This is a genomic window from Segatella maculosa OT 289 (assembly GCF_000243015.1).
Classification (GTDB): domain Bacteria; phylum Bacteroidota; class Bacteroidia; order Bacteroidales; family Bacteroidaceae; genus Prevotella; species Prevotella maculosa.
The window spans coordinates 108824-134818 of sequence record NZ_JH594502.1; the positions used below are offsets into that span (position 1 = coordinate 108824).

General features: G+C 42.7%; 22 protein-coding genes, 1 tRNA gene and 2 pseudogenes. 12 read left to right on the forward strand and 13 right to left on the reverse strand.

Annotation, left to right across the window (positions count from 1 at the left end):
• Positions 1 to 23 precede the first annotated feature (23 nt).
• Positions 24 to 497: a 2-C-methyl-D-erythritol 2,4-cyclodiphosphate synthase gene (gene ispF / locus HMPREF9944_RS04570; protein ID WP_008564773.1), complete on the forward strand. Its 474-nt coding sequence runs from the start codon at positions 24 to 26 to the stop codon at positions 495 to 497.
• Positions 498 to 546: 49 nt separating this feature from the next.
• Positions 547 to 1989, forward strand: coding sequence for a DUF6080 domain-containing protein (locus tag HMPREF9944_RS04575; RefSeq protein ID WP_008564774.1), 1443 nt, complete (start codon positions 547 to 549; stop codon positions 1987 to 1989).
• A 572-nt stretch (positions 1990 to 2561) separates the two neighbouring features.
• Here HMPREF9944_RS04575 and hcp read toward each other — a convergent pair.
• Positions 2562 to 4214 carry a hydroxylamine reductase gene (hcp, locus tag HMPREF9944_RS04580; protein WP_044113365.1) on the reverse strand — a complete coding sequence of 551 codons (1653 nt, stop codon included), beginning with the start codon at positions 4212 to 4214 and terminating at the stop codon, positions 2562 to 2564.
• Between the two features lie 1039 nt (positions 4215 to 5253).
• Here hcp and HMPREF9944_RS04585 point away from each other — a divergent pair.
• From HMPREF9944_RS04585 to HMPREF9944_RS04610, 7 genes are all read left to right on the forward strand, one after another.
• The gene (locus HMPREF9944_RS04585) at positions 5254 to 6477 is read left to right on the forward strand and encodes a site-specific integrase (RefSeq protein WP_008564777.1); all 1224 of its coding nucleotides are present in this window, start codon (positions 5254 to 5256) and stop codon (positions 6475 to 6477) included.
• Between the two features lie 116 nt (positions 6478 to 6593).
• A complete protein-coding gene (locus tag HMPREF9944_RS04590; protein ID WP_008564778.1) occupies positions 6594 to 6797 on the forward strand; it encodes a helix-turn-helix transcriptional regulator in 204 nt (67 codons plus the stop codon).
• Positions 6798 to 6809: 12 nt separating this feature from the next.
• Positions 6810 to 6968, forward strand: coding sequence for a type I restriction enzyme HsdR N-terminal domain-containing protein (locus HMPREF9944_RS13195; RefSeq protein WP_008564779.1), 159 nt, complete (start codon positions 6810 to 6812; stop codon positions 6966 to 6968).
• A gap of 238 nt (positions 6969 to 7206) precedes the next feature.
• Positions 7207 to 8001: a TIGR02391 family protein gene (locus HMPREF9944_RS04595; protein ID WP_008564785.1), complete on the forward strand. Its 795-nt coding sequence runs from the start codon at positions 7207 to 7209 to the stop codon at positions 7999 to 8001.
• Between the two features lie 18 nt (positions 8002 to 8019).
• On the forward strand, positions 8020 to 10014 hold the full coding sequence (locus tag HMPREF9944_RS04600) for an AbiJ-related protein (RefSeq protein ID WP_216594334.1): 1995 nt from the start codon (positions 8020 to 8022) through the stop codon (positions 10012 to 10014).
• Positions 10011 to 10967 carry a hypothetical protein gene (locus HMPREF9944_RS04605; protein WP_008564787.1) on the forward strand — a complete coding sequence of 319 codons (957 nt, stop codon included), beginning with the start codon at positions 10011 to 10013 and terminating at the stop codon, positions 10965 to 10967. Before HMPREF9944_RS04600 ends, HMPREF9944_RS04605 begins: the two co-directional genes overlap by 4 nt.
• Before the next feature lie 106 nt (positions 10968 to 11073).
• Positions 11074 to 12564 (forward strand): ATP-binding protein, encoded by a 1491-nt coding sequence (locus HMPREF9944_RS04610; RefSeq protein WP_008564788.1) that lies wholly within the window; start codon positions 11074 to 11076, stop codon positions 12562 to 12564.
• 59 nt (positions 12565 to 12623) lie between these two features.
• On the opposite strand, the gene HMPREF9944_RS04615 is transcribed toward HMPREF9944_RS04610, so the two are convergent.
• From HMPREF9944_RS04615 to HMPREF9944_RS04655, 8 genes and pseudogenes are all read right to left on the reverse strand, one after another.
• Positions 12624 to 13271, reverse strand: coding sequence for a hypothetical protein (locus HMPREF9944_RS04615; RefSeq protein ID WP_008564789.1), 648 nt, complete (start codon positions 13269 to 13271; stop codon positions 12624 to 12626).
• Between the two features lie 2 nt (positions 13272 to 13273).
• Positions 13274 to 14194, reverse strand: coding sequence for a relaxase/mobilization nuclease domain-containing protein (locus tag HMPREF9944_RS04620; protein ID WP_008564790.1), 921 nt, complete (start codon positions 14192 to 14194; stop codon positions 13274 to 13276).
• The gene (locus HMPREF9944_RS04625; protein ID WP_008564791.1) at positions 14191 to 14544 is read right to left on the reverse strand and encodes a plasmid mobilization protein; all 354 of its coding nucleotides are present in this window, start codon (positions 14542 to 14544) and stop codon (positions 14191 to 14193) included. The genes HMPREF9944_RS04620 and HMPREF9944_RS04625 overlap by 4 nt, the downstream gene beginning before the upstream one ends.
• Positions 14545 to 14688: 144 nt before the next feature.
• Positions 14689 to 15609, reverse strand: coding sequence for a toprim domain-containing protein (locus HMPREF9944_RS04630; RefSeq protein WP_044113366.1), 921 nt, complete (start codon positions 15607 to 15609; stop codon positions 14689 to 14691).
• Positions 15610 to 15866: 257 nt separating this feature from the next.
• Positions 15867 to 17057: pseudogene (locus HMPREF9944_RS04635) on the reverse strand (primase-helicase family protein).
• A 3-nt stretch (positions 17058 to 17060) separates the two neighbouring features.
• A pseudogene (locus HMPREF9944_RS04645) lies at positions 17061 to 17354 on the reverse strand (helix-turn-helix domain-containing protein).
• Positions 17355 to 17478: 124 nt separating this feature from the next.
• A complete protein-coding gene (locus tag HMPREF9944_RS04650; protein WP_008564801.1) occupies positions 17479 to 18399 on the reverse strand; it encodes a hypothetical protein in 921 nt (306 codons plus the stop codon).
• A 234-nt stretch (positions 18400 to 18633) separates the two neighbouring features.
• A tRNA-Leu gene (locus HMPREF9944_RS04655) sits at positions 18634 to 18718 on the reverse strand.
• Positions 18719 to 18892: 174 nt separating this feature from the next.
• On the opposite strand from HMPREF9944_RS04655, the gene HMPREF9944_RS04660 reads away from it, so the two are divergent.
• A complete protein-coding gene (locus HMPREF9944_RS04660; protein WP_008564804.1) occupies positions 18893 to 19981 on the forward strand; it encodes a mannose-1-phosphate guanylyltransferase in 1089 nt (362 codons plus the stop codon).
• 21 nt (positions 19982 to 20002) lie between these two features.
• Positions 20003 to 20203, forward strand: a complete 201-nt coding sequence (locus HMPREF9944_RS04665; RefSeq protein WP_008564805.1) for a hypothetical protein — start codon at positions 20003 to 20005, stop codon at positions 20201 to 20203.
• 950 nt (positions 20204 to 21153) lie between these two features.
• On the opposite strand, the gene dusB is transcribed toward HMPREF9944_RS04665, so the two are convergent.
• The 4 genes from dusB to HMPREF9944_RS04685 are packed head-to-tail and all read right to left on the reverse strand — an operon-like array spanning position 21154 to position 25011.
• Complete coding sequence (gene dusB / locus HMPREF9944_RS04670) at positions 21154 to 22137, reverse strand: tRNA dihydrouridine synthase DusB (protein WP_008564806.1); 984 nt, start codon at positions 22135 to 22137, stop codon at positions 21154 to 21156.
• Between the two features lie 26 nt (positions 22138 to 22163).
• The gene (gene dprA / locus HMPREF9944_RS04675; protein ID WP_008564807.1) at positions 22164 to 23291 is read right to left on the reverse strand and encodes a DNA-processing protein DprA; all 1128 of its coding nucleotides are present in this window, start codon (positions 23289 to 23291) and stop codon (positions 22164 to 22166) included.
• Positions 23292 to 23297: 6 nt separating this feature from the next.
• Entirely contained in the window at positions 23298 to 23717 is a 420-nt protein-coding gene (locus HMPREF9944_RS04680) for an acyl-CoA thioesterase (RefSeq protein ID WP_008564808.1), read from the reverse strand.
• A complete protein-coding gene (locus HMPREF9944_RS04685; RefSeq protein WP_008564809.1) occupies positions 23698 to 25011 on the reverse strand; it encodes a DUF2851 family protein in 1314 nt (437 codons plus the stop codon). The genes HMPREF9944_RS04680 and HMPREF9944_RS04685 overlap by 20 nt, the downstream gene beginning before the upstream one ends.
• A 227-nt stretch (positions 25012 to 25238) precedes the next feature.
• On the opposite strand from HMPREF9944_RS04685, the gene dapB reads away from it, so the two are divergent.
• Complete coding sequence (dapB, locus tag HMPREF9944_RS04690; RefSeq protein ID WP_008564810.1) at positions 25239 to 25994, forward strand: 4-hydroxy-tetrahydrodipicolinate reductase; 756 nt, start codon at positions 25239 to 25241, stop codon at positions 25992 to 25994.
• Position 25995: the final 1 nt, after the last annotated feature.

Sequence of the window (25995 nt, forward strand, 5' to 3'; positions counted from 1 at the left end):
CGAACCATTCAATTTGGAAAAGCATGATACGAGTAGGCATGGGCTTTGATGTCCACAAGTTGGTTGAGGGCCGCGACCTTTGGTTGGGAGGCATAAAGATCGGCCATTCCATGGGTCTTCAGGGCCATAGTGACGCAGACGTGCTCCTGCATGCAGTGAGTGACGCCCTCTTGGGGGCTGCAAACATGCGCGATATTGGCTTTCATTTCCCCGATACCAGCGCGAAAACGCTCGACATGGACAGTAAGATTATCTTGCAACGTGTTGTGGAATTGATTGGCGAGAAAGGCTATAAAGTGGTCAATATCGATGCAACCATCTGTGCCGAACGGCCCAAAATCAATCCTCATGTGCCTGCAATGAAGACCTGTATGTCTGCAGTTATGGGCATTGATGAGGACCAAATATCCATCAAAGCCACTACAACCGAGCGATTAGGTTTCACGGGAAGAGAGGAAGGAATGGCCGCTTATGCTGTCTGTCTGATAGAGAAATAGGAGCCACGTCCGGCCTTTTTTCTTCAAATTGCAGCCAAATTTGTCAGGAATGAAAAGGATTTTCGGCATCTTCAAAGTGAAAGCAGAGGAGCGATGGGCAGCTTTTCTGATGCTCGTCTACGTCGTTCTGCTCAACAGTTTGGTGGTTTATAAGTACTTAGACCGCTTCTCCCAGCTCACAACCGACTATCACAAGGTGTTTGTCGGCACCTTTCATATCTCGGGATTCGACCCATTGAGCTATGAAGTTGTGTCTGATTGGGACACTGCCTACAACATTTATCGCCACCCGTTGCTGGCATTTTTCATGTTCATTCCCAATCAAATCAATCAAGGTTTGATGCTCCTCACGGGCCGGAACTGCGCACCTTTCGTCGTTGCAGCCCTGCTCGTGTTCTGCGGTTTCTACAGCTTTCTTTTCCTTTATCGCCTGTTGCGCGAGGTCATCGTGCTGCCACGGTTCGACAGTCTGCTGCTTTCGGCGATGCTCTTCAGCTTTGCCTACGTGATGGTTTCGGTCAGTGTGCCCGACCATTTCGCCCTTTCGATGTTCATGTTGCTGCTGACCCTCTATGTGGCCGGCAAGAAAATGAAGCGCAAAATCAGGTTCACCAAATGGCAGACCCTGCTCTTCTTCCTGCTCACGGCAGGCATCTCGCTCAACAACGGCATCAAGGTATTCATGGCAAACGCCTTCACCAACGGCCGAAGGTTCTGGCATCCGGCCAATCTCCTGCTGGCGATTGTCTTGCCGTCGGCCCTGCTTTGGGGACTTGCCCGGCTGGAATGGAACCACTATGAACGCCCTTCTTTCGAGGCACGTCAGCAGGCTAAGGCCACGAAAGCTGCGCGGGAGCACGCCCAACTGGCCCGCGTTTTTCGCGATACCACGCGATTAAAGGACTCAATGGCTATCGAATCGGCCATCAAACAGCTGATAAAAAAGAAGGCTTACGCAAAGTATTTGGCCGATCATAAACAGCCTTGGAACGCGCATAAAGGCCAACCTATCGCCAAAGGAGAGTTCAGCCAATGGACCGATATCACCACACCTCGCCTGCCAAGTGTTGTTGAAAACCTCTTTGGGGAGTCCATTCAGCTGCATCAAGACCATCTTCTTCAAGACACACTCCGCGAACGTCCGCTGATTGTTACGTACAGATATGTCTTCAATTACATTGTCGAAGGGCTCGTTGTGCTGCTCTTTCTTTGCGGAATATGGTGCGGTCGGCACGCCCGTTTGATGTGGCTTGCCCTCTCGTTTTGGGCATTCGACATGCTGATTCACGTCGTTCTCGGCTTCGGTCTCAACGAAGTTTACATCATGGGTGCCCATTGGCTTTGCACACTTCCCATCATCATGGCCTACTTTTTCAAGACTTTGATGCGCCATCTTGCCCTGCTTCACCTCGTCCGCATCGTCACCTTGGCCCTCACGGGCTTCTTGTTGGCATGGAACCTCATGCTTTATGCCGGCTATCTCGTCGGCTGAAAGCCGGAGAAACACACTCTCTTCGCTCTCGAAAAAGGGCGAATGAGTCTGCAAATACCCCGTTTTTCAATGCAATATGCCCCATATGGCGATGTAGGTATGCACGGTTCGTGTGCCCATTCAAGGTGAAAGGAAAGCGTATAGGGGTGGTTGTCGGGGCGGACGCACGGGCCGTGCGTCCCTACATACTGTACAATAATCAACTTATTCACCCGTTTACTTGTCAACTGTCAACTGAATTGATAATCAACGACTTGCACCTTGCGTTTCAATCTCAGCCATTTTGGCCTGCAATATGGCCCATATTACCGCCTAATATGACCCATTTCACCGCGCAATATGGCTGGAATTAAAATACAATGTGGCAGAGATGGAAAAATAGGGACGTGTGGTTCATACGTTCGCTCAAGGAATTGAAAGTGCAGTAGATGGCCGATAGCGGAATACTTGTTGGTTGCAGGCCGCTTATTCTTTCCTCAATTGAATTCTTAGTGAGCCAGAGAAAGCACACAAGAAAACCGCACCGGGCATACGTCCGATGCGGTTTTACACGTATTATGAACAGAAAAGAATTAACCAACCATGCGCTTGAGGTCGTCTTCGACGGTCGTAATGCCGCCCAATCCGAAGTTCTCAACGAGTACTTTCAGTACACCTTCCGAGACGAAAGCCGGGAGTGTAGGCCCGATGTGAATGTTTTTCACCCCTAAAGACAGCAGGGCAAGCAACACGATAACGGCCTTTTGCTCATACCAAGCGATGTTGAAAGCGATGGGAAGTTCGTTGATGTCGTTGGCTCCGAATATCTCTTTGAGTTTCAAAGCAACCACTGCCCATGAGTAAGAGTCGTTGCATTGGCCCGCATCGAGCACGCGCGGAATGCCGTTAATGTCGCCAAGAGCGAGCTTATTGTACTTGAATTTCGCGCAACCGCTGGTCAGAATAACCACGTCTTTCGGCAATTTTAGGGCGAATTCCTCGTAATAATTGCGGCTCTTCATGCGTCCGTCGCAGCCTCCCATGACGACAAATTTGCGAATAGCGCCGCTCTTTACGGCCTCAACAACCTTGTCGGCGAGGGCGAACACCTGTGCATGTGCAAAGCCACCTACGATTTCTCCCGTTTCAATCTCCGTTGGAGCCGCGCACTGTTTGGCAAGGGTTATCACCTCAGAGAAGTCTTTGTGACCGTCGGCACCAGCCTCAATGTGCTTCCAACCGGGGAAACCTGCCGAGTTGGTTGTGAAGACCCGGTCCTTATAATTAGCCTTTGGAGAAGGCGGAACGATACAGTTTGTAGTGAAAACAATAGGCCCATTGAAGGTTTCGAACTCTTCTTTCTGCTTCCACCACGCGTTACCATAGTTGCCAACGAGGTGCTTATACTTCTTCAACTGCGGGTAATAGTGAGCCGGAAGCATCTCTCCATGCGTGTAAACATCAACACCTGTGCCTTCAGTTTGCTTCAAAAGGTCTTCTATATCCTTCAAATCATGACCGCTGATAAGGATACCTGGATTCTTACCCACACCGATATTGACCTTCGTCAGCTCGGGGTTTCCATAGACACCTGTGTTGGCTTTGTCGAGTAAAGCCATGACATCGACACCGTATTTGCCTGTTGCAAGAACACAGTTGAGCAGTGTTTCCATGCTTGCATCGGGGTCGCTGATGGTGCAAAGCGCCTCGCTCATGAAGTTGATGATGTCAGGATTGTGCTCACCAAGCCGGGATGCGTGCTCATAATAGGCTGCCATGCCCTTCAAACCAAGCACGGTGAGCTCTTTCAATGACCGCAAATCGGGATCCTCATTGCGAAGAATGCCCTCGCGTTTGCCCTCTTCGGCATAGTCATCTTCGTCACCTCCCCATCTTACTTCCTGCCAATCAGGGAGCGAAATGTCCGCTTTTGCAGCCAAATCCATCAGTTGCTTCTTCAGCAAAATACCGTTGGTCACCTTGTTAAGGATAGAAGTATCGTCGAAGTTTGCATTGGTTATGGTTGAGAAAAGTGCGTCGGTAATAAAACTTTCCACCTCGGGTAAGCTCGCTTTTCCAGCCTTTTTGAGATAATGGTCAACCGTTCCTACACCGCGAACTACGCCTAACAGCAAATCCTGCCACAGGTTTGTTTCTGCCGTTTTGCCACAAACACCCTTCACAGTGCAGCCGGTTCCCTTTGCTGTTTCCTGACATTGGAAACAAAACATCTGATTTTCTGTCATACTTTATCTGTTATAATGTTTTTGTAAATGTGCTGCAAAAGTACGGCAAACGACCAATATGGCAAGGTAACATTTGTGACTTTAAGGGTGTTAATGACTGTTAAAACGCCTTGATGAGCTGTTGTTCGGCTTGAAAATCAAGTATGCTTTTAGGCTGATTATATTGAAAATAGCACCCCACTTCTGATAGTTTTTATAATAATGATTGCCTTGCAAAGTTATCATTATGTAAAAGAGACGGTTTTAGATGACTATACCAATCTTGAAAGTGACATAGAATAAGGTTGTATCATTCTTACCAATGGAAGCCAGTAAACCTGTTGATGCTGTAGCCTATAATAAAGCTGTTGAATAGGTAAATCGATAAAAGGTTCCTAATAGGAGGAAAATAGGACTTTGGAATAGGGAGATTTGTTGCCCATGATATATCGCCGGGCTTCTTGATTAATCTGTGTTGCAGTCTTAATGGGCTTCTGTCGTAGCCATGTTTCAAGTACGGTCTTCTCAAAGTAAAGCATTTTATCTGTTGCTGTACTTGGGTTCACACCATAACAACAAGAGGATTATTCCCCCTCTTCCTTTAACTAAAATCGAGACTTACCGTTCTTTTCGGGATACATCACTCATCTTTCCTTCTTCGTACTTCATAGATATTGCTTTTGGTTGATTAACAAACAATCCCTTCACAAGCCATTAGTTTGCAAAGGGATTTATAGTAGTACCCAGACGAATGAGAGAGCATCACAATTACCGCTTATGGTTTTGCAAAGGGATTTATAGTAGTACCCAGACCCGGTACAACGCCACGAAAACAAGAGAAAACAAGAGAATATATTATATTGATAATCAATAACTTATAATTTTCTTGTATTTATCGATTTTACCCATTTTTGTCTGTTTTTTGTTAAATAGTACACTTTTAGTACACTTTGATATTCAGAACTTTTTAGTATCTTTGCAAAATAAGAAAACATCTGAAAATAAACGAGTTAATAATTTTACTCGGTTCTATACTCATTCAGGTACATAACTATCAATTATGGCAAAATTAGAAAATAAAGCAAAGGAAAACTCGAAATTGGAGCAAAATGTGCTTTCTGATGGTCGAATAAGTCTTTATCTGGAGTATTATCTCGGTAGAGAAGAAACTCCTGTGTTAGACGAAAACGGTAATCCCGTTTTGTATGAAACGGGTAAGATGATGGGTAAACCTAAAGTTCACATCAAACACAACAGGCGAAAAGAAAACTTGCAGTTGTACTTGATAGCTAAGCCCCGTACTCCTGCGGAAAGGCAACAGAACAAGGAAACTCTTGAATTGGCTGCCAAAATCCGTGCGGAGCGTGAACAACAGTTTAAGGAGAGTATGCTTGGCTATCGTTTGAAGAAAGATAGAAACGTCAACTTCCTGGACTACTATCAGGCTTACATTGATACTTATTCTAAGAAAGACCTGCGAATGGTTAAGATTGCCTTGAACCGTTTTAATGACTTTTTGAAAGAGCAATATCCTGTTTATGAATTTAGTATTAAGCCCGAACTAATAACCAAAGATATGATGGAACACTTTGTTGAATATTTGCAATCACGAAGTGTTGGTGAAGGAGCAAAAAGTATCTATCAGCGTTTCAAGAAAGTTATACGTTATGCCATTGACCATGAAGTAATGCAGAAAGATCCCTGCAAAGGTGTTGTGTGCAAGGTAGATGACCAAGTGTTGCGCAAAGATGTACTCTCAATGGACGAAATACAGACATTGATTCAATGTCATTATGAGAATGAGAATCCTAATGTTAGACGTGCTTTTATTCTCTGTCTCTATTGTGGCCTGCGCTTCTGTGATGTAAAAGACCTTACCTATAAGAATGTAGATTATACCAATCGCCTGCTGAAGTTTGAACAGAATAAGACTAAAGGGCATTCTACACATAGTGGTGTTATTATTCCTCTCAATGACGGCTTACTCTCTTTAATTGGCGAAGCTCCTGAAGATTTAAATTCTTCTATCTTCAACCTACCTTCATATGAGAGTTGCAGCAAATCTGTTAAACGATGGGTAAAACGTACAGGTATCAATAAACACATTAGTTGGCATTGTGCTCGCCACAGTTTTGCTGTGAATATTCTGAATAATGGTGCCAACATCAAGACCGTTGCAAGTTTGTTAGGACATAGCGGATTGAAGCACACAGAGAAATACACTCGTGCAGTGGATAAATTGAAGTCGGAAGCAATCAATAGTTTGCCAGAATTGAAATTATAATAAGAAAAATGAATTGAAATACATTTTTTTGATTACAAGAAACTATCTTTTTGCTCAAAACACACACTTTCTGAGAAATAATGAGTAATTTTATGGCGTAATCAAGTTACATAAGTATGGAACGCAAGAAAATAAACCGTCTAAAAGTGGTTCTCGCCGAGAAAGGAATGACCAATAAACAACTGGCAGAGATTTTGGATAAAGACCCTGCTGTTATATCGAAGTGGGTAACGAATGTTGCCCAGCCCAATGTTGAAATGTTCATTCAGTTGGCAAAGTTATTAGAAGTAAAAGTTGATGATCTATTGTGGACAGAATAAAGAAAAAATAATATGGTAATACAAATAAAAGACAATAAGATATACGCTCCTCTAAAAGACAAATGGCTCATACTGAAGCCAGAGGAAGAGGTTCGACAGACATACATTAAGCGCTTGGTGGATAGTTATGGCTACGCTATAGATAAAATGGATCAGGATACAAGTATCTAATTCCCAACGTGGGAAAGGAGCAGCCTGGACCGATATTGTAGTTGGGGAAGGTAAAGAGGCGAATAAGTATCCTTTGATAGTAGTAGGATGTAAAGCTGAGTTTATAAAGATAGACAAGGAATACTATTACCAAAGTATGAAGTATGCAAATCGTAAACTTCTCATTTATACAAGCAGCCAGATTGTGTCTTGTTGTCTAATTTCATAGAATAAATGCGAAAATTTAACACCGAAAATAATGATCAAGTCGTTTGATAATAATTCGCTTCGGAACTTCTCCGATGTTTTGGCAGTAATATTGACCCATACAAGGATCAGTAAAATACTTGCAGAATGTAGCATGCCTGAAGCTGGTGGTGCCAATAAATCAGATAGACTTTATTATGCATTCATGGAAAAGCAAAGGATAGATAATTGTGGTAATAATATAGCAGCATTTATTGTGCGCGTAATTACTCCAAAGCTATATGATGATGAGTTAAGTTTTGAAAAAGATCGATCAGCAATTAATGAAAAATTAGCCTATGATGGTTTGCAGATTGATATTCATGGAAATATTGCTTTATGTAAAACTGCAACAACCATCACAGAGGCAAAAGAACGCTCCCAAAATATCAAAGCGAAAATAAAAGGTATGACCATTCATCAAGAAATAGTTAGATATTGTGATGAAGAATGGCTACATCAAGATTATTTTCATGCGATAGAAGAAATTGCAAAGAGTGTATTTGACAGATTAAGAAAAACGTCAGAATCCAATAAGGATGGAGCAGAGTTAATTGATGAATGTTTTGCTCTTGGTAAAGACAACCGTCCAAGATTTGCATTCAATAAACTTGAAACGATGAGTGAGTTAAGTGAACATAAAGGATTTGCAAATTTGTGTAAGGGGTTTTATGGTTTATATCGGAATCCCAAAGCGCATAGCGTTAGAGTAGATGAGACCACAGATTTAGAGGATATGTCTGAGGTCCTTATTGTGGCAACAATCATTCACAATAAATTAGATAATACGTTTAAAACAGGATTCTAATAAATTATATATAGGATGATGACATACGAAATAAAAAAACAAGTTTATGAGTTGACAAAGGAACATATCTTAGAACCATCACGTTTTAATTCTAATGATTTAATGCCCGTCATTTCTTCTATATGGAATGTTTACAATCTAAAAAACACAGAAGATAAACGTTATAACAACTTGGATGATGAAATCGACAAGCATTTTTTCATGAATGATGATTGGGATGAAGACAAGTTGTTCATAGGTAAACTTCATCTTTTAGACGATGATCATATTTTTCTTACTTTTATCGAAAAACTTCTTAATTTATATGTAAGTTCACCACTTTATAATGCATATAAAGAAGCAATTAGACCAATTCTTTCCAATATAGGTATCCATATATCTGAAATTACGTATGATAATGGACAAATGAATGTTCATATTCATGTTGGCGACAAAGGACAAGCTAATCGAACAGAAGATAGAAGTCTAAGATTTTATATTTGTAAATCGAAAATAACTAATGCTGTTATGTTTTATGAAACAAATATAGAATGGCCAGATGATACTAATTGCTTTGTACTTACATTTAATGCAGAGTGGAATGATAATTTTTCGTATAAAACGAGATACAATCTATATTACGTCTGTGATAGTATACAAAATCATATTGGTGAAGTTAAAATTATAAAAAGAGGGAGTGATAACACGTCAGATGTTTTACCATCTTCATTCTATTCATTAGATTCAGATTTTTGTTCACTTGGACAAAGTGATAATTATTACTATAATTTTTCCAAGTTTTTTAAAGAACAAGCCTATGTATATTTAGCCGAACTATGTGATGTCGCACTATATTCTCGCTTACAGAAGGAATTTGAAAAAGAACCTTCTTTTATCTCGTCTCTAATTAGATATAATGATGCGGAAAGAGCCTTAAGGCTAGGAAGATATATCGTATATGGAAGAGATATATCAAATGCATTCTCTTTTCAATATGAGTTTATTCCTCCCTATAACAAGCAAAAAGACAATCTTGTTGTCTTTGATTTCAATTTTACGAAAGACATAGAATATTATAGACGTGCAATTGCTCTAATCGGAGAAAATGGTGTTGGTAAAAGCAGTCTAATGAAGAAAATGGTGAAGGAAATTGTTACTAATAAGAATGAAAACTTTAGAGGCCTAAATCCTCTATTTAGTTGTGTCATGGCCATCACCTACTCTCCATTTGATGATTACCCTTTATCAGATTCTCTAAAAGGAAAAACAATCGATTACGAATATTGCGGTTTGGTTGACCATCTAGAAGAAGAAAATAATCGCATTATAAAGAAAGATTTACTCACAAAGGATAAGCAGATAAAGATATTTATAAAAAATGTACATGTAATACTTGAAAGGAAAGAACATCTTATATCAACTTGGATAGAAAACGTTCTTAAAGTTATCAACCAAGAAACTCTTGAAAAAGCAATAAATTTTAAAGAAAGCATCCTCAATTATACGTTGAATGACAACGGATTAGAAGAAATGTTCGAAAAAGCGAGTTCTGGTGAATCAATATTCTTATCTGTAATTTCATCTATATTAGCAAAAATCAGATATGATAGCATCTTATTTTTGGATGAACCAGAGCAACATTTACATCCTGCAGGAATTACAGTACTAATAAGTTCAATAATGGGAATACTTGAAAGGTATAATTCGTTTGCGGTTATATCAACACATTCTCCATTCATTATTCGAGAAATATCATCTTCAAATGTGAAAATACTCCACAGGAAGAACGAAAGACTATATAGCTCTCCTATTGGAATAGAATCATTTGGAGAAGAAGTATCCGCAATTAGCAACTTTGTATTTGAAGATCTTGATAGAGAAAAACGATATGAAGAAATAATAGATAAATTATCAGCGATGCACAATTATGATTTTGGGAAAATCATAGAGACATTACAGAATAATGGGAAATCACTAGGTTTAAATACCTTGCTCAAAATTAATTCAATAATCCGAAAAAATAAGGAACAATGAAACATTTAAATCATACAAATGATGATGCAATTTCATTTATCAGTAAAATCATTGATAACAAATCAGAGAAAGCTGATAAAGAAATTCTTAGAAGAAGACGAAAAGCAGAAGAAATTGGAAGCTCTAAGCCTAATGAACTAACCTATCAAGAGAGATGCCATTCCATTTTGGATAAAAATAAAAAATCCATTTCTGATTATGATACAGATTTCAACAATGACCAATGGACAGATATCAAACTTGGTATACCTTCCGTTACAATTACAGAAGAAAATGACAAAACAGATTTCAAGAAATTATATTTATATAGGAATAATTATATACAAGAACTATGTAACGACCTAAGGAAATCAAATTATGGTGAATGGATGTGCCCAATTTGCCAGGTAACACCTGTAAATAGCCTGGATCATTATATTCCTAAAACTAAGTATCCTTTATATGCTGTTCATCCTCGAAATTTAATACCTTGTTGTACTACTTGCAATGGACATAAATCTGAGAAAGTTGTTGAAGAAGGAAAGAGAGTATATTGGAACGCATTTCTTGATTCAGTTGAGCAGAGATATCTTTATTGCGACATTATCCTAGAAAATGGAATTCCGACCTGCAATTTTTCAACAAAGAAAGGTGATTTGTCTGATGAACTGTATAAAGTGATAAAAACTACATTTGATGATTTACATGTTGCCGATACAATGCGTGATGGTGTTTCTTGCTTTGTGACAGAATTAAGAGATTCAATTGTTAAGAATCTTATCAAAAACAATTTTGAATCATTAGAACAATGCATTTGTGTAATAAAACAACTATATCAGCCCAAAAATGTTAATGACGTAAGAAAGGTTGCACAATTAGCGTTATTGGATTCTCCTGCTTTTCTTAAAGTTGTTAATGATCTGGTATCATGTAAGAATATATCATCTATGGACATTTCGCCTCTCATCGCTTAATATTATGATAAAGAGGATTTATATGAGAAAAAAATTACCATCTAAACGCTCTCTTTAATTAATATTGTCAAGATTGTTATATAAATTTTACTATAAATATTAATTTATGAATATACAAGAAATAATAGCCCGTAAGGAAGATCAGACATTTGACTGCAAGAGCATTCAAATAGAGCCGAAGGCTTTGGCTGTGCCCATCGTGGCATTTGCCAATGCAGATGGTGGTGTTATCGCCATTGGTGTGTCTGATAAGACGAGGAAGATAGAGGGTGTGGATCAATATACAGAAAAACTGAATGAGTTGCTTCGTGTGCCTTTAGATTTCTGTAATCCTTCTGTACCCATTACCAGCGACTTGCTGCCTTGTATAGATAAAGATGGAAACGACAACCATATATTGTTAATGTATATTCCTGCAAGTTCTGAGTTGCATGCCAACCAAACAGATGAAGCTTTTATGCGTGTTGGCGACAAAAGTAGGAAGCTGTCTTTTGAAGAACGCATACAGCTGATGTATGATAAGGGTGAACGCTACTACGAGGATACGACTGTGTATAGTGCTACGGTAGATGACATTGATATGGCTACTGTCGAAAGATATACAGAATTGATTGGTTATACTAAGTCAGCAAAGCAATATCTACAGGAGAATAATAACTTCGTGACTACCAACGCAAGGGGAGAAGAGCAAGTGAGTGTGGCTTGTATTCTTTTGTTTGGTAAATATCCTCAAAAGTTCTTTCCTCGTGGGCGCACTCGTTTCATCCGTTATAAAGGTACAGAGGAACGAGTGGGTGCAGAGATGAACGTAATTAAGGATGTAACCTTTGAAGGAACTATACTTGATCAGGTGAAAGCCACGATAGCTTATCTTGAAACCCAAGTAGAGGAACATACATTCCTTGGACAACATGGGCAGTTTGTAACCCATAGAGATTATCCAAAGTTTGTGATACAAGAAATGGTAGTCAATGCTTGCTGCCACCGCGCCTACAATATTAAGGGTACGGAAATCCAAATAAAGATGTTTGACAATCGTTTGGTATTTGAGTCGCCCGGTAGATTACCCGGAACGGTCAAGCCTTCAAATATTCGCCATACACACTTTTCACGAAATCCCAAAATAGCCCAATTTTTTAAAGCATACGACTATGTGAAAGAATTTGGCGAAGGCGTAGACCGTGTGTGCAGGGAATTGGAAGCTAATGGTACACCACATCTATCTTTCCATCTTGATGATTTTATTTTGAAAATTACAGTACCGAAGGTGGCAGAAACCGAACCGAATCGAATCGGAAGGGTAACAGAAAAGGTGGCAGAAAATAGCAATAAGGTAGCAGAAAAGGTGGCAGAGGCAAATAAAAAGGTAACAGAAAGATTAATTGAAAAGGCTAATGCTCATGGAGAAAGATTAACGGCTAACCGAATCAAGATATTGGAACTGATGTTAGAAGATCCCTATATATCGAGGGCAGATTTGGCTAAAAATATAGGAATTAGTGAAACTTCCATCTATCGTAATATTGAAGTTATGCGTGGCAGATATCTCCGTCGTGTTGGACCAGATAATGGTGGCTTTTGGGAAATCATAGAATAATATGGTGATATAACAAGCCCAACCTACATCTCGTTTGGTTGGGCTTGCTTCGTAGAGTATTATTTCAATTTCTTCTGCATCAAGCTATCAGCCTTAGATTTTAGTTGCAAGTCGTATCCGTCTGCTTTTTCCTTGATTAGCTTGATAATCTTTTCATTGCGATGAATGTCAAACATATCATTGAGCCATAGGATTTCCTTAGAACTACAACCTCGCCATACTCTGATGATACGAAACTTCAAGGCATCATCTTTGTATTGCTGTTTGCTTTGCCACAAGAAGTAATTGCCGACCAAAGAAACAAGACAGAGGATAGACACTGCCACCACAGTAGCAAAGACTTTCGACGATTTGATTTCAAAACTGTGTCTGTGAAGCAATTCCTGTGGTTGTAGATGCTCTTTCTGCTCCTGTCCCTCGTTCAGCATGGCCCAGACGCTTGTCGTCAATTTGTCTATGGACTTAGCCTCCTCGTCCTTGATGCGTTTTTGTACATCAATGTACTTATTAAGTACGTCTTTCGTCCGCTGTTCATACTGGTTAAGCAATCCTTGTTCTTGCTGTTTATCACTTTGTACGGTTGTAGATGGAACAGGGAGAGAAATAGGACTGTTCTTCTTTTCTTTCAGTTCCTTTACTTCCCTGTAAATTGTCTCCAGTTTGTTCTTTATTTCCTCAAAGAGGATAAATGCGTTATTGTCTGCCATAGTTATAAATGTATTTTACGTTTTTTCTTTTTCTTCTTTTTATCAAGTGTATTGTAAACTTCCGCAGGGACAGTGCCGTGAGTTTGGAATAATCCCAATCCTCCTTCAATGAGTTCGTTGGCTATTTCGCTCGTAACACTTACAACATTAGATATGAGGTTTAGCGTTCCTTGCATCTGTTGTTCGTGTTCCCTGTTATTCTGTTGCAGAGCAAAGTCTATTTTAGAATAGCTGAAATTCCTATCCACCTTAGAGCCATTGAAATGATAACTGTTCTTTTCAAAGATAATTCCCTGCACCTCCTGTGAGTTGCCTTTATATTTAAAGTGGACATCAATATCTTGCTTTTTCAAGTGAGCAAGCAAAGCTTTCCAATCCCTGCGCCGAGCTATTTCTGTTTTCAACGCCTGATAGATTTCATACTTGGTTTTATCGGGTTCTTTCAAGCGGTGTTCCTTGACATTCTCCTTACCATCGGAAAAATACAATCCGTGTTTGGCGGTTAGTTCCTTGCAAATCTTTTCACTTCTGAATCTGTCGTTACGGTCAGAAATAGTCTTGCCATTATTGTCTATCCGATTAAAAGCGATATGAACATGTGGGTGCTCCTTATCGAAATGGCGCCCGATGATATACTGCGTATCTTTTATTCCCATCTTATCCAAGTACTCACGGGCTACTTTCACCATCCACTCATTGCTGAGTCTTGGGGAGTCTTGTGCAGAGAAACTTAGGGAGATATGCCCTACAACCTTATCAACTCGTGGATTCAGTGTCGTCTGGTCAATGAAACTTTGGGCAATATGGCTGATACTGTCTGTCCGCACTCCGGAACAGTCTATAAGCTCCGTTCCTTTCTTCGGGTCAAGGATGTAATTGATGACACCCTTGAAGCCTGAACCTTTCATTATCTTTGCAATCATCTTCGTATCAGATTTAGGATTTCATCAATCTTGCTAATGATGATTTTATGGAAAGGAGCAATGGTATGAAATCCTTCCGCATTAGCACGATGTGCCAACTGATTGAGGTTGTTTGCCATGCCGCACAGCTTACGGATGAAGTCTGCTTGCTCTATGGTCAGTCGCTCAATGACATGTCCTTTATCAAGAACTTTCCTTACAAACTCACTCATGGGTACTCCTGCGCTTTTGGCTTTACCTTTGAGCGTATAATAATCCTGCGTATTCAGTTTTACCGTGATACGATATTTCTTCTTTTCGGCTGCGCCCTTGGTTGGGCGACCTCCCTTGTTGTATTCTGATTTAGTCATACTTGTTTCTTTAATTTGATTTGATGGAGACCGACGGGATAATCCTCTGCACCGAGTGTCAGGAGGTAAAGCAAGTGGTTTTGGTATGCCCAAAACATAAACTTGCTCCCCGAAAAATAGATTATGCGAAGCATATTCCTATAATCAGAACTTAATCCCTTTGGTTTTCTTGATTTCTGCTTTTTCTGAATGCTTGGATTCTGCACACAGATAGTCGTTCAGGTCCTTATAGCCGTTGTATAAAGCAGATGCTTTTACACCGGAATCTCCCAATTCCTTTGATAATTGCAGATAAGCATTTCGCCCTGCTTCATCATTATCCAAGAAACACTGGATGTTATTGTACACAGATAGACACTTCAAGGCTTTATGAATATTCGTTACAGAATTCAATATCAAATAGTCCTGATTACTCAGTCCATTATATTGTGGGTTCTGGATTCTCCTAAGCGTCATGAATGAGAGAAAATCAATAAAGCCCTCGAAAAGAAAACATATCTTCTTTGGCTCGTCGGCATAGAAATGGCTGATGTCTTTCGGTGCAATGCAACCCTTGAAGAATGGATTGCGCAACTCATAGCCACCACCACAGTTCGGAAAGCCAATAGCAAAATAACGTTTGTTGTTGACCTCATAATGTACCTCCTTGCAAACTGATTTGGCGACTTCTATGTCAATACATCTGTCCTGCAAGTATCTAATCAAAGCTGGATGCGACAAAGGAAGTACTTGCAAGTTCTCAAAAGTTGCAGAACTCTGTTTAAGCTTCACAACTCCAGGAGATGCAGAAACCATACTTGGAACATTGTGCCCAATCTGATGAATGAGATACGACACATCAGAGGATTTGTAGAGTTGCTCTGCCAAATCTATGATGTTTCCACCCTTGCCAATACCGAAGTCGTACCATTGGTTATGCTCGGTATTTACCTTGAATGAAGCATGGCTCTCCTGACGAAAGGGGGAAATATACCATAACTTGTTGCCCTGTTGCTTAGTGGGAGTATATCCCAGACTTGCAAGAAAATCCTGCAACTTTATCATTTTAATTTCTTGTATGTTCATATTAGAGTGAAGTTGAATGGTTTGAAAAATTGATGATTTGATGAAAATGCACATAACCATTTCATAACAAATAAATTACTTGCTCATTATGGTTTCATCACAGGACTTACCAAAAGAAAAAATATGTATTTCTCTTTTGGCCAGTATCATCTTTTCCTTTCATCATTCTTTCATACTGATAAGTGGAAAGATGAATCAAATAGGCATTGCCAATCAATCTGTTATATATACTTTTCATCATTTCATCAAAATAATGATTAAATGTTTGTGAGTTGTTCCTTGGTTACGGTATAGTATCTGCCTGTTCGTTTGATGGGCGAATAGTTTCGCAAACTGTTATAATCCATCTGATAAGTCAGATATGTCAGCGTGTTGGAAGCAGGAGAGAGTTTCCATATATCCTGCACAATCCTGCGGACTTGGCTTTTATCAGTCTTGCATCCTGTGTTGTTCAGCAAGCACACCATATCATTGATACAGAATGAAAGTTCGGTAACAGCCATCTGCTCCATTATCTCCAAACAGAGTTCGGACATTTCCAACTCAATCTTATTGCGGTTGCTGCGGATAATGCGCTGCAAGGCTGACGTAAAGGTCAGCTGGGGCGCAAACCACATTCGGCTTTCCTTTTGGGTAGATAGCGTGCGGTGCTGTAGAAAATAAAGAAAGGCTGGAATTTCGGCTTTCAGCTTTTGCAGAAAGTCGGTGTCATCGCTTTTAAGACGCTCTATCTTCCTTACCCAATATCGGGTTTCTCCCACATCTATAATGACAGGGAGCAACTCGTTATTGGAGCACAGTACAAACTTGGCAAAGAAGGAGATTTCGTCTCGGTCTTTGCCCTTGGCTTCCACCTTGTAGGAAAGCGTTGTGCTGAGATTTTTCAATCGTTCACTATCCTCCCTACGGTTGAGCAATACCTCGTCCACGACAATGAGTAGCTTACCAGCCCAATCAACATTGAATTGGCTGCGAAAATCCTCGTTGGTGTTGAACGTAACATTGTTCTGAAAAACAGCCTTGAGAAAATTGAGAAATGTACTCTTACCTGTATTGCGTTCTTCTGACACCATCAGGAGGATGGGGAGTTTCTGCACGGGCTGGAGATAGAGCAACTACAAATAGTCCATGCCCAACTCGTATTGTTCCCCGAAGATATGCCTTATCAGGGATTCAACATGTGGGAACTCTCCTTCTTTTGACTGGTGTCCTATCGGCTCGTAGAGATTCAGGAACTTATCAACCACAGGCTGATAGTCCACATGATTAGGTACGGTGCAGAAACCATCGTACTTCGGGACAGTGGCTATGAAATCTTTTCCATAGTCCTGGCGTAGCGTTTCATTGTTCCACACTATACGCTTCTTGACAAAACCACCATTAATGCGTGGTTGGTTCACAATCTTATATAAGGTTGTGCCAACACGGATAAATTCTTCCTGTGCCATGAGTTATTTCTGCATTAAGGGTTTGCTACCCATGATATACCGCAGGGCTTCTTGATTTATTTGTACAGCAGTTTTAACTGGGTTCTGCCGTAATCACGCCTCAAGTTCTGTTTTTTCAAAGTAAAGCATCTTTCCCTGTGGCTTGTAATGCGGTATCAGATTGCCTGATGTGAGTTTGTAGAGATAACTCTTTGAAAGGTTCAAGAACCTGCTGGCTTCTTCAAAACTCAACACATTCTTATTTATGAATACTATTTGTTCGAGTTCTTCAACTCGAGTTTCTAATGTCTTGTTCATATTGAAAACATTTTGAATTAAACAATATGAAGGTGCACCTTCGCTAATTATTTGTTAACGATGGCAAAATTAGAAAGGATAAAAGTAAATGGCGTTGAGCAATGTTTGAGGTATCAACCTATGCTCAACCTTTTTTCAGTTGTTTGAAGTATTTATCAATGGTTTTCCATCCTTTCGGCTGCTTCATGTTGATTTGGTCTGTTGCAGTGGAAAGGTCGGTGCGTGTCAGTGGCGTATCTTTTGTTTTCCCCAAAACAAGTTCATTACGGGCAATCACAGATTGCCATTCATCAGTAATGAACCCTCGAAGATTAAGACTTTGCATGAGATATGCCAGCTGGCGGTTGTTGTTTGATTTCAGAACACCTTTTAGCTTACAAGCAAAGAAATCTTTGAGTATCTTAGGAGAAATGCAAGTTGTAAATAATTGAATTTCGTTGATGCAAGCTGTAAGAATCTCTATTTGTTCATCTGTAAAATCAGATTGAAATGGATTTGTTCCTTTGCCAACGATGACAGGTTTCTTTTTCTGCTCACATGGTTCATCGTTTATCAAGACTGAAGAGCGAGACCGATCAGTTTGTACCTCTGCCAATTCAGTTCGTTCTATTTCTGCCATGAGATATTTTGTGTATCGTTCATATAGAATAGCATCGACAAGATACGAGAACATCGGCAGGATATTATTATATGAGGTGTGTGTCTCAATGTACTTCGCATATTTAAACGAAAATACAGAAAATGAGATATATTTCTGTTTTTGTTCTTTGGTCAGTGATTCAAAAAAAGTACTTTCCCACAAAAAGTCATCATTGTTGTAATATTCCTCTACACATGCAAGAGCAGGGTAATTCAGATAAATGGAAGAAAGTTCGTCAGTGATTCGGATATATTCTTTTTGCAAAATCTCTTTGAACTGTATATTGCTGATGCAACTCTTCTTCCTCAGAATATTTCCAATGAGCACATTGTAGGTCTGAGTAATGCAATAGCTTAATATTCGTTGAATACTGTCAAGCTGTATCTTTAGATTGTCATTTTCCATTTTGCAATTTTCTATGGTGGGTACTGTTTACAAAGGTAGGGCATTCATTGGAGAAAAAGCTAAGAAAGGGAAACAAACAGAATAAAAGGGAAAAGTTATCGTTAATTAAATATAAAACTAAGAGGTGAAATACTATAAAAGTACACCTTTCCAATAGTTTTGTTAGAAAGTACACTTTTAGTACATGTTGAAAAAGAAAAATCCCTTGTAAATCAAAGACTTACAAGGGATTTGTGGTACCCAGACCCGGGCTCGAACCGGGATGCCTTGCGGCACTGGTGTTTGAGACCAGCGCGTCTACCTATTCCGCCATCTGGGCATGGTTGTCTCTTGGAGACAGGTGCAAAGGTAGGAAGATTTTTTTGATTGGCAAAGCTTTTCATGAGAAAAGTGTTCTTTTTGTGTAAGGTTTCCATAAAAAAGCAAAAAGACTTTGCGGTTTCGTTTTTAATATTTAAATTCGTTGAGTAAATAAAGAAACTCAAAAGCAGGCATGACCTTAAACAATTTCTACTGTGTGATTTTGGCCGGAGGCAAAGGACGCCGGCTTTGGCCGTGCAGTCGCGAGCGTTTTCCTAAGCAGTTCGTTGACTTTTTTGGCGTAGGACGCACGCAGTTGCAGCAGGCTTACGACCGATTTGCTGCGATCCTGCCACAAGAGAACATTTATATCAACACCAATGAGGCGTATTCGGACTTGGTACACGAGCAGTTGCCCGAAGTTTCAGCTGACCGCGTGATGGCTGAGCCCATTTATCGCAACACGGCACCAAGTGTAGCATGGGCCATGCACCGCATCGGGCGCGTCAATGAGGACGCTTGCCTGATTGTTGCACCTTCCGACCAGATGGTGCTCAGCGAAATAAACTTCAAAAATAACCTATTGGAAGGCTTAGAATTCGTCGCAACGCACGACTGCCTGCTGACCATGGCTGTCAAACCCACGCGCCCCGAACCGGGATACGGCTACATTCAACTCGGAGAATACGCCGGAAAGGGCGACATTTACAGTGTGCGCACGTTCATCGAAAAGCCCGAACGCGACTTTGCACGCATGTTCATGGACAGCGGCGAATGGTATTGGAACACGGGAATGTTCCTCTCCAACGTCCGTTTCTTGCGCAAAAGTCTGTACCGTCTGCTGCCATCTGTATTGCGAAACCTCGATGCCAGCAAGCCCGATTGGACCATTGCAGACGAGAATGCCTTTGTGAAAGCGAACTTCCCTTCGTACCCCAATATCTCCATCGACTTCGGAATACTCGAGAAATCCGACCACGTCTACCTCAAACAGTGCGACTTCGGGTGGGCCGACATGGGCTCTTGGCACGGCGTTTACGAGGCCATACAAAAGGGAGATGACGACAATGTGGTCATCAATTCGGACGTTTATCTGGAAGATGCCCGCAACAACATCATCAAAATGCCCGAAGGTCGGCTGGCCGTCATCAACGGATTAGACGGCTACATCGTGGCTGAAGAAGGCAATGTGCTGCTGATTTGCAAGAAAGAAGACTCTTCGGCACTCATTCGGAAATATGTTGCAGAGGTGCAGATGAGAAAAGGACACGACTTCGTGTGAGGCACATAATAAACCAAGAATATGATAGAAAAGACTTTAATCGACGCTTATCGCGAGCAAGTGAGGCAGTGTCTGCTGCGCGCAACCAGTGAAACGGGAGAGCCGCGACTGACAGAAAGCGAGGTGAAAGAACTGATGGAGATGTTCACCGACGACGACCTTGTCTTCGGAATGCCTTTCAATACACCCCAAGAGATGGCCGATATGTTGCTGGAAAAGTGATAAAAAAAATCGGTGAAGATTTCTCTCCCCGATCATCAAGGGTGTATAGCCGTCACGGCTCCACCACTTTCATCTAAAATTACAACCTTTTAACCTAAACTAATAACTAAAAACCTAAACCTATTAACCTATATTACAATCTTTTTTTACCTTAACCAATACCTAATTTTGGTGTTATTCCTGAAAAACAATCTTCTTTTTACCTTAACTGACCTATTGTCTTTTGGTATTGCAAAGGTAGGAAGATTTTGCGAAATGCCAAGAAACGAAACCTATTTTTAACGAAAATGCGGCGTATTTTTGACATAAATCAATTATTTGTGCGCGAACACACCTCCTAAAACACTCATTTTCATGCTTTGCCCATCATGATATTCCTCCATCAAAACGCTACTTTCGTTCACCTTTCCAACCGAAACTGTCTTTTATTTGAACGAAAGCAGAGGTACACGGCTCGTGCGTTTCCTTCACGTTTCAGTTGACAGTTGACAAGTAAACGGGTGAAGAAGTTGAATGTGCATACGGATATGGGGACGCACGGTTCGTGCGTTTTGCTCAAATAGGCTGTGTATTCGCTTGCCATTCACCTTGGGCAGACGCACGGGCCGTGCGTCCCTACATACCCATATCGGTCGGATTGATGTGTAAAATGGGTGATGGGGCAAGCTATGCGAATGCATGTAGGGACGCATGGTCCGTGCCTCCACTCAAACAGCTGTGTACATTGAAAATCAATCGCTTGCATTCTCTGTTCTAATCTCAGCCATTTCACCGTGTAATATGGGTGAGATTAGGCGGTGAAACGGCTGAGATTGCACGACAATATGGGTGAGATTGGAATGCAAGGTGCAAGTGATTGAAATCCAATGCGAAAGGAACAGCGCGGCGTAACGATTTCAAGTGCGCTACAACCCTTCGGCAGCTATTTGCGATTGCGGCGCGGCAAGCGGTCACAATGATTTCAACAGCGCGCGACAGTCTTCCAGAATGGCAGTCAGTTCGGCCGTTTTCGTGGCGCGAAGCATGGCTATCCGCATCGGTTTGAAGTCGGGAATACCTTTGAAAATGGGGCTTGAAGCGAGGTGACGGCGCGTGTGAATGATACCTCGATACTCGTCTATTCGCTCCACATTTATCCGGAGTTGCTCCTCAAGAATATCGATTTTGTCGTCTATGGTCAACGGTTTTGCGGTCGCATTGTCGATGAAATCGCGCATCTCTTTGAATATCCATGGCCGCCCAAACGTGGCTCTTCCCACCATAACGGCGTCCACTCCGTAGTCGTCGAACGCCCGTTTGGCTTCCTCGGGTGTGCTGATGTCGCCGTTACCGATAATGGGAATGTGAATCCGGGGATTGCGTTTTACCTCGCCAATCAGCCTCCAATCGGCCGCACCGGTGTACATTTGGGCCCGCGTTCTGCCATGAATCGTTAGGGCTTGAACGCCACAATCCTGTAGCTGTTCGGCCAATTCTGTGATGATAAGATGGTCATTATCCCAGCCCAAACGAGTCTTAACGGTGACCGGAACATCAACAGATTGCACCACGTTTCGGGTGATATCGAGCAGTAAGGGAACATTTTTCAGCATGCCAGAACCAGCTCCCTTGCCAGCCACTTTCTTTACGGGACAGCCGAAATTCAGGTCAATCAAGTCGGGTTTTACACGTGAAATGATTTGCGAAGCCTGCACCATTGACTCCACATTTCGGCCGTAAATCTGAACTCCGATGGGCCGTTCTGCATCGTTAATTTCTATCTTATTGAGGGTTGATTTGATGCTTCTTACAATGGCATCTGCTGAAACAAACTCTGTATAAACCATGGCTGCGCCATACCGTTTACATAGCATTCGGAAGCCAATATCGGTCACATCTTCCATCGGAGCAAGGAAGATCGGACGCTCACCAAAGTCGATTTTGCCTATTTTCATACGTCGGCAAAGTTACAATATTTTCCTTATCCCAGCAAATGATAGCTGCCGCCGGGCATCAGTTTCACCACCCCTTTCATCTCAAGCCTGAAGAGTGAGGCTGTGAGATGGGCTATCGGGAGGTTTGTTTTAACGGTAAGCATGTTCACTTGCAGGTCGTTTTGCTGGCTCAACACAGCTACTATCAGTTGCTCTTCAGCCGAGAGTTCGGGGAAAAGTTGCCGTTCGATGCCCTCGTTACGGACCTTGGAGAGTAGCTTGTCCTGCCATCCCATGGCGTTGATGAAGTCGAAAGCCGAGGTGATAAGGCCGGCCTGATTGTCGCGAATGAGGTTGTTGCAGCCCTCACTATAGGCCGAACCGACAGCTCCGGGAAATGAAAATACATCGCGATTGTACTCTCTTGCGAGGCGAGCCGTGATGAGTGCACCGCCGTGAACTGCACTTTCAACGACGATACATGCGTCACTCAAGCCTGCCACAATGCGGTTCCGGCGCACGAAGTTCTGCTTGTCAGCGTTGGTGTGTGAGGCATATTCGGTGAGCAAACCGCCTTGATGGAGCATTTGTTTCGCGGTATCTCGATGCGCATTGGGGTAGAGATTGTCGAGCCCATGCGCCAAGACAGCAACGGTATTGAAGCCGTTTTGCAGTGCATTTCGGTGGGCTTGAATATCCACACCATAGGCAAGTCCGCTCACGATAAGGGCGTCTGGGCAGAGTTGTTTCAGGTCTGTTGTGAACCGACGGACAAGGTCTTGACCGTAAACCGTGCAACGTCGCGTGCCCACAATGCTGATGATGCGTCGGCAATTGAGGTCGGCTGTGCCCTGATAGAATAAGACCAGCGGTGCGTCGCAGCACTCACTGAGGCGCTGGGGATAGCATTCATCGTTCAGACAAAGCACATGTATGCCGTTGTTTCCGGCCCATTTCAGTTCCGCTTCGGCCCATCTTTGCAAGGAATCAATATGCTGAAACGCCTCAACGAGGCGCGGCGAGGCTTCGGGAATGAGGCTTCGAATGTCACGATGTTGCTCCATAATGGCCGTGGCCGAGCCCACCCGGCGATAGACTTCGAGTATTCCTACGAGATTATAAAAGCCTATCCGCGATAGAACAAGAGTGTTGAACTGTTCCTGTTGGTCTGCCATGGCGTGCTATTTTGGGGTCTCTTGTGCGATGAACGGAGCAAATGCACGGTCGTAGTCTGCACTGTTTCCGAGTCGTCCGTTGATAAGACAGACCAGTTCCACAGTGGCATGGAAGCACAGCTGCTCGTCGTTGGCACGGTAGATGTCGTGGGTGAAGATATAGCGCACGCCCTCCTTGCGCAACCCCATGCGTGAGATGAACTCGTCATCGCAGCGGAGCGGGGTCTTGAAAGCAAGGTTCATGCGGGCCACAACCGCGTCTACTCCTTTCTCATGCATGCGGGCAAAGCTCAGTCCGGCATGCTTTAAAAAGCGGTGTCTGGTGTGTTCGGTGTAGTGAAGGTAGTTGGCATTGTTTACAATTCCTTCGATGTCGCACTCGTAGTCGCGCACTTCCATGCGCGTTTCAAAGATGTATTTGCTCATTGTTTCGTTTTAAGTATTCATAACCTATCCTGCATCGCAGGCATTCTTTTTTGTCACAGTATTCGTTTTTCAATTGTATCAGAGCTTGAGCGTCGCCGGCATGTGTCACTTGCAGGCCGCAGTCGCGCCACATTCTGACGATGCGGTTATCCTCGGCCCGTAGTTCTTCGAGGAAACCGAGGGCTCTTTCACAAAGCGATTCTTTGTTGATGTGACGGCCATATGCAAACAACAGTGGCACAATGGTGTTGACCACGAGCAGTTGGAGCGAGGTCGTCGAGAGCCGTTTCTCATGGGGGGTGCTTGCAACGCCGAAGCCGTAGTGTGCTTCCCAATAGGGGGTTACGTTGCTGCCAAGCAACTCCATGGCTGCTTTCACGGTCTCGCATTCGAGCAATTGGCTCAATCCTGCCCGCCGTTCAGCGTAGAGTCGGGCCAATTGAGCAATACGGATATGTGGGAAGTTCTGGGGTCTCAGGCGCAAGAACCGCCACAGATGGGAGTCAATAGGCTTCAGGTTGAACTTGTGTTGCAAATAAGTGTACTCGTTTTGCAACTTAGAAAAATAGCCGTCGGCAAGTGCTTCGTCGCGGTGACGGACCGGAACGGTCTCGAGATTGAGCAGTCCGGCCTGTCCGAGGAAGATGGCTTCAATCTGAAAAAGGTTGTCGCGGTGGTGGGCAATGGCCTGCAACGGAATGCTCAACGCCCACTGCTCAAAAGCTTCTCCATTGATACCGAAACCATAGTTACGTGCCAACGTGACGAAACAAGCCGCCTCCCACGAGCCATTACAGGCCGTTACGCGTCGCAAGATGGCTTCCGTTTTCTGCTCCAATCGCTCGGTTTGCAAGGCTGTGAGCCATGAAGTGAGCATCAGATGTGACAGGTTTGGAATGATTGAATGGCAGGGTGGATAGCGGTCAGCGGCCAACAATGCATCATAATGTTGCGTGACATAGGGAGGTATTTCCAACTGCATTTGTGGCAAATGATCGCCCTTTTGCGTTGTTGCGACAGCATCGAGCTGTCCGCAGACATGCAGGATAACGTTGTCATAGCGCTCGTCCTTGTCGTGTCCATGGGCGAACCAGTCGCTCGCTTTGTCGTGGATTTCGACGTTACCCACCCACAACGTACTCCCGATTTTAATCTTTGCATTAAAGAAATCGGGCCCCGCATCGTGGTTGTGCAGGCCGGAATCTATCACTTCCACCGGCTGCCCGTCGGTCGTCGTGAGGGGTTTCAGGGGGAACATCTTGTGTTTCCAGACGTAATGCAGGAGCTGCTCCATGATATTCTCAGGCAATTTGTTTTTTACAAAAATATTGCAAACAAGGCAAAGTGAACGTGTTCACGATTTGTCGAGTGCAACTATATTTTGTACAAAAATACAAAAAAACTGATAAAACACCACGAATTTCAACAGATTATACATCATATACTCATCAAATCAGCGGAGAATTTCGTAACTTTGTCGCAATAATAAGCACGTAAAATGAATAAAACGACAACGCAAGTATGAAAATAGCATTGATCGGTTACGGCAAAATGGGGCATATGATCGAGCAGGTTGCCCTTGCACGTGGCCACGAAATCGTGTGCAAAATCGATGCCGACAATCAGCAAGACTTCGACTCCGAGGCCTTCGCAAAAGCCAATGTGGCCATCGAGTTCACCAATCCCACGGCGGCATACGACAACTATCTCAAGGCATTCAGCCACAATGTGAAGGTCGTTAGCGGCTCTACGGGTTGGCTGAAAGACCACAAGGCCGACGTTGAGGCTCTGACCAAAGATGGCAAGCATACCCTTTTCTGGGCCAGCAACTTCTCTGTGGGCGTGGCCATCTTCGCGGCCGTGAACCGCTATTTGGCCAAGATTATGAACCAATTTCCGCAATATGACGTCACGATGGAGGAGACTCACCACGTGCATAAGCTTGATGCACCCTCCGGAACTGCCATAACACTGGCCGAAGACATCATCGGAAACCTCGACAGAAAGACCGAATGGGTGAAAGGTTTCCAGCATCATGCCGACGGAAGCGAGGAAGGAAGCAACGCTGTTGCGCCCGAAGAGCTACCCATTGCCAGCATTCGTCGCGACGAAGTAGCGGGCATTCACAGCGTCATCTATGACAGCGAGGCCGACAGAATCACGATTACGCACGATGCACACAGCCGCGAAGGCTTCGCTTTGGGCGCCGTGTTGGCGGCTGAATACACTCAAAATCACACGGGGTTGCTGACAACCGGCGACCTATTTAAATTCTAAA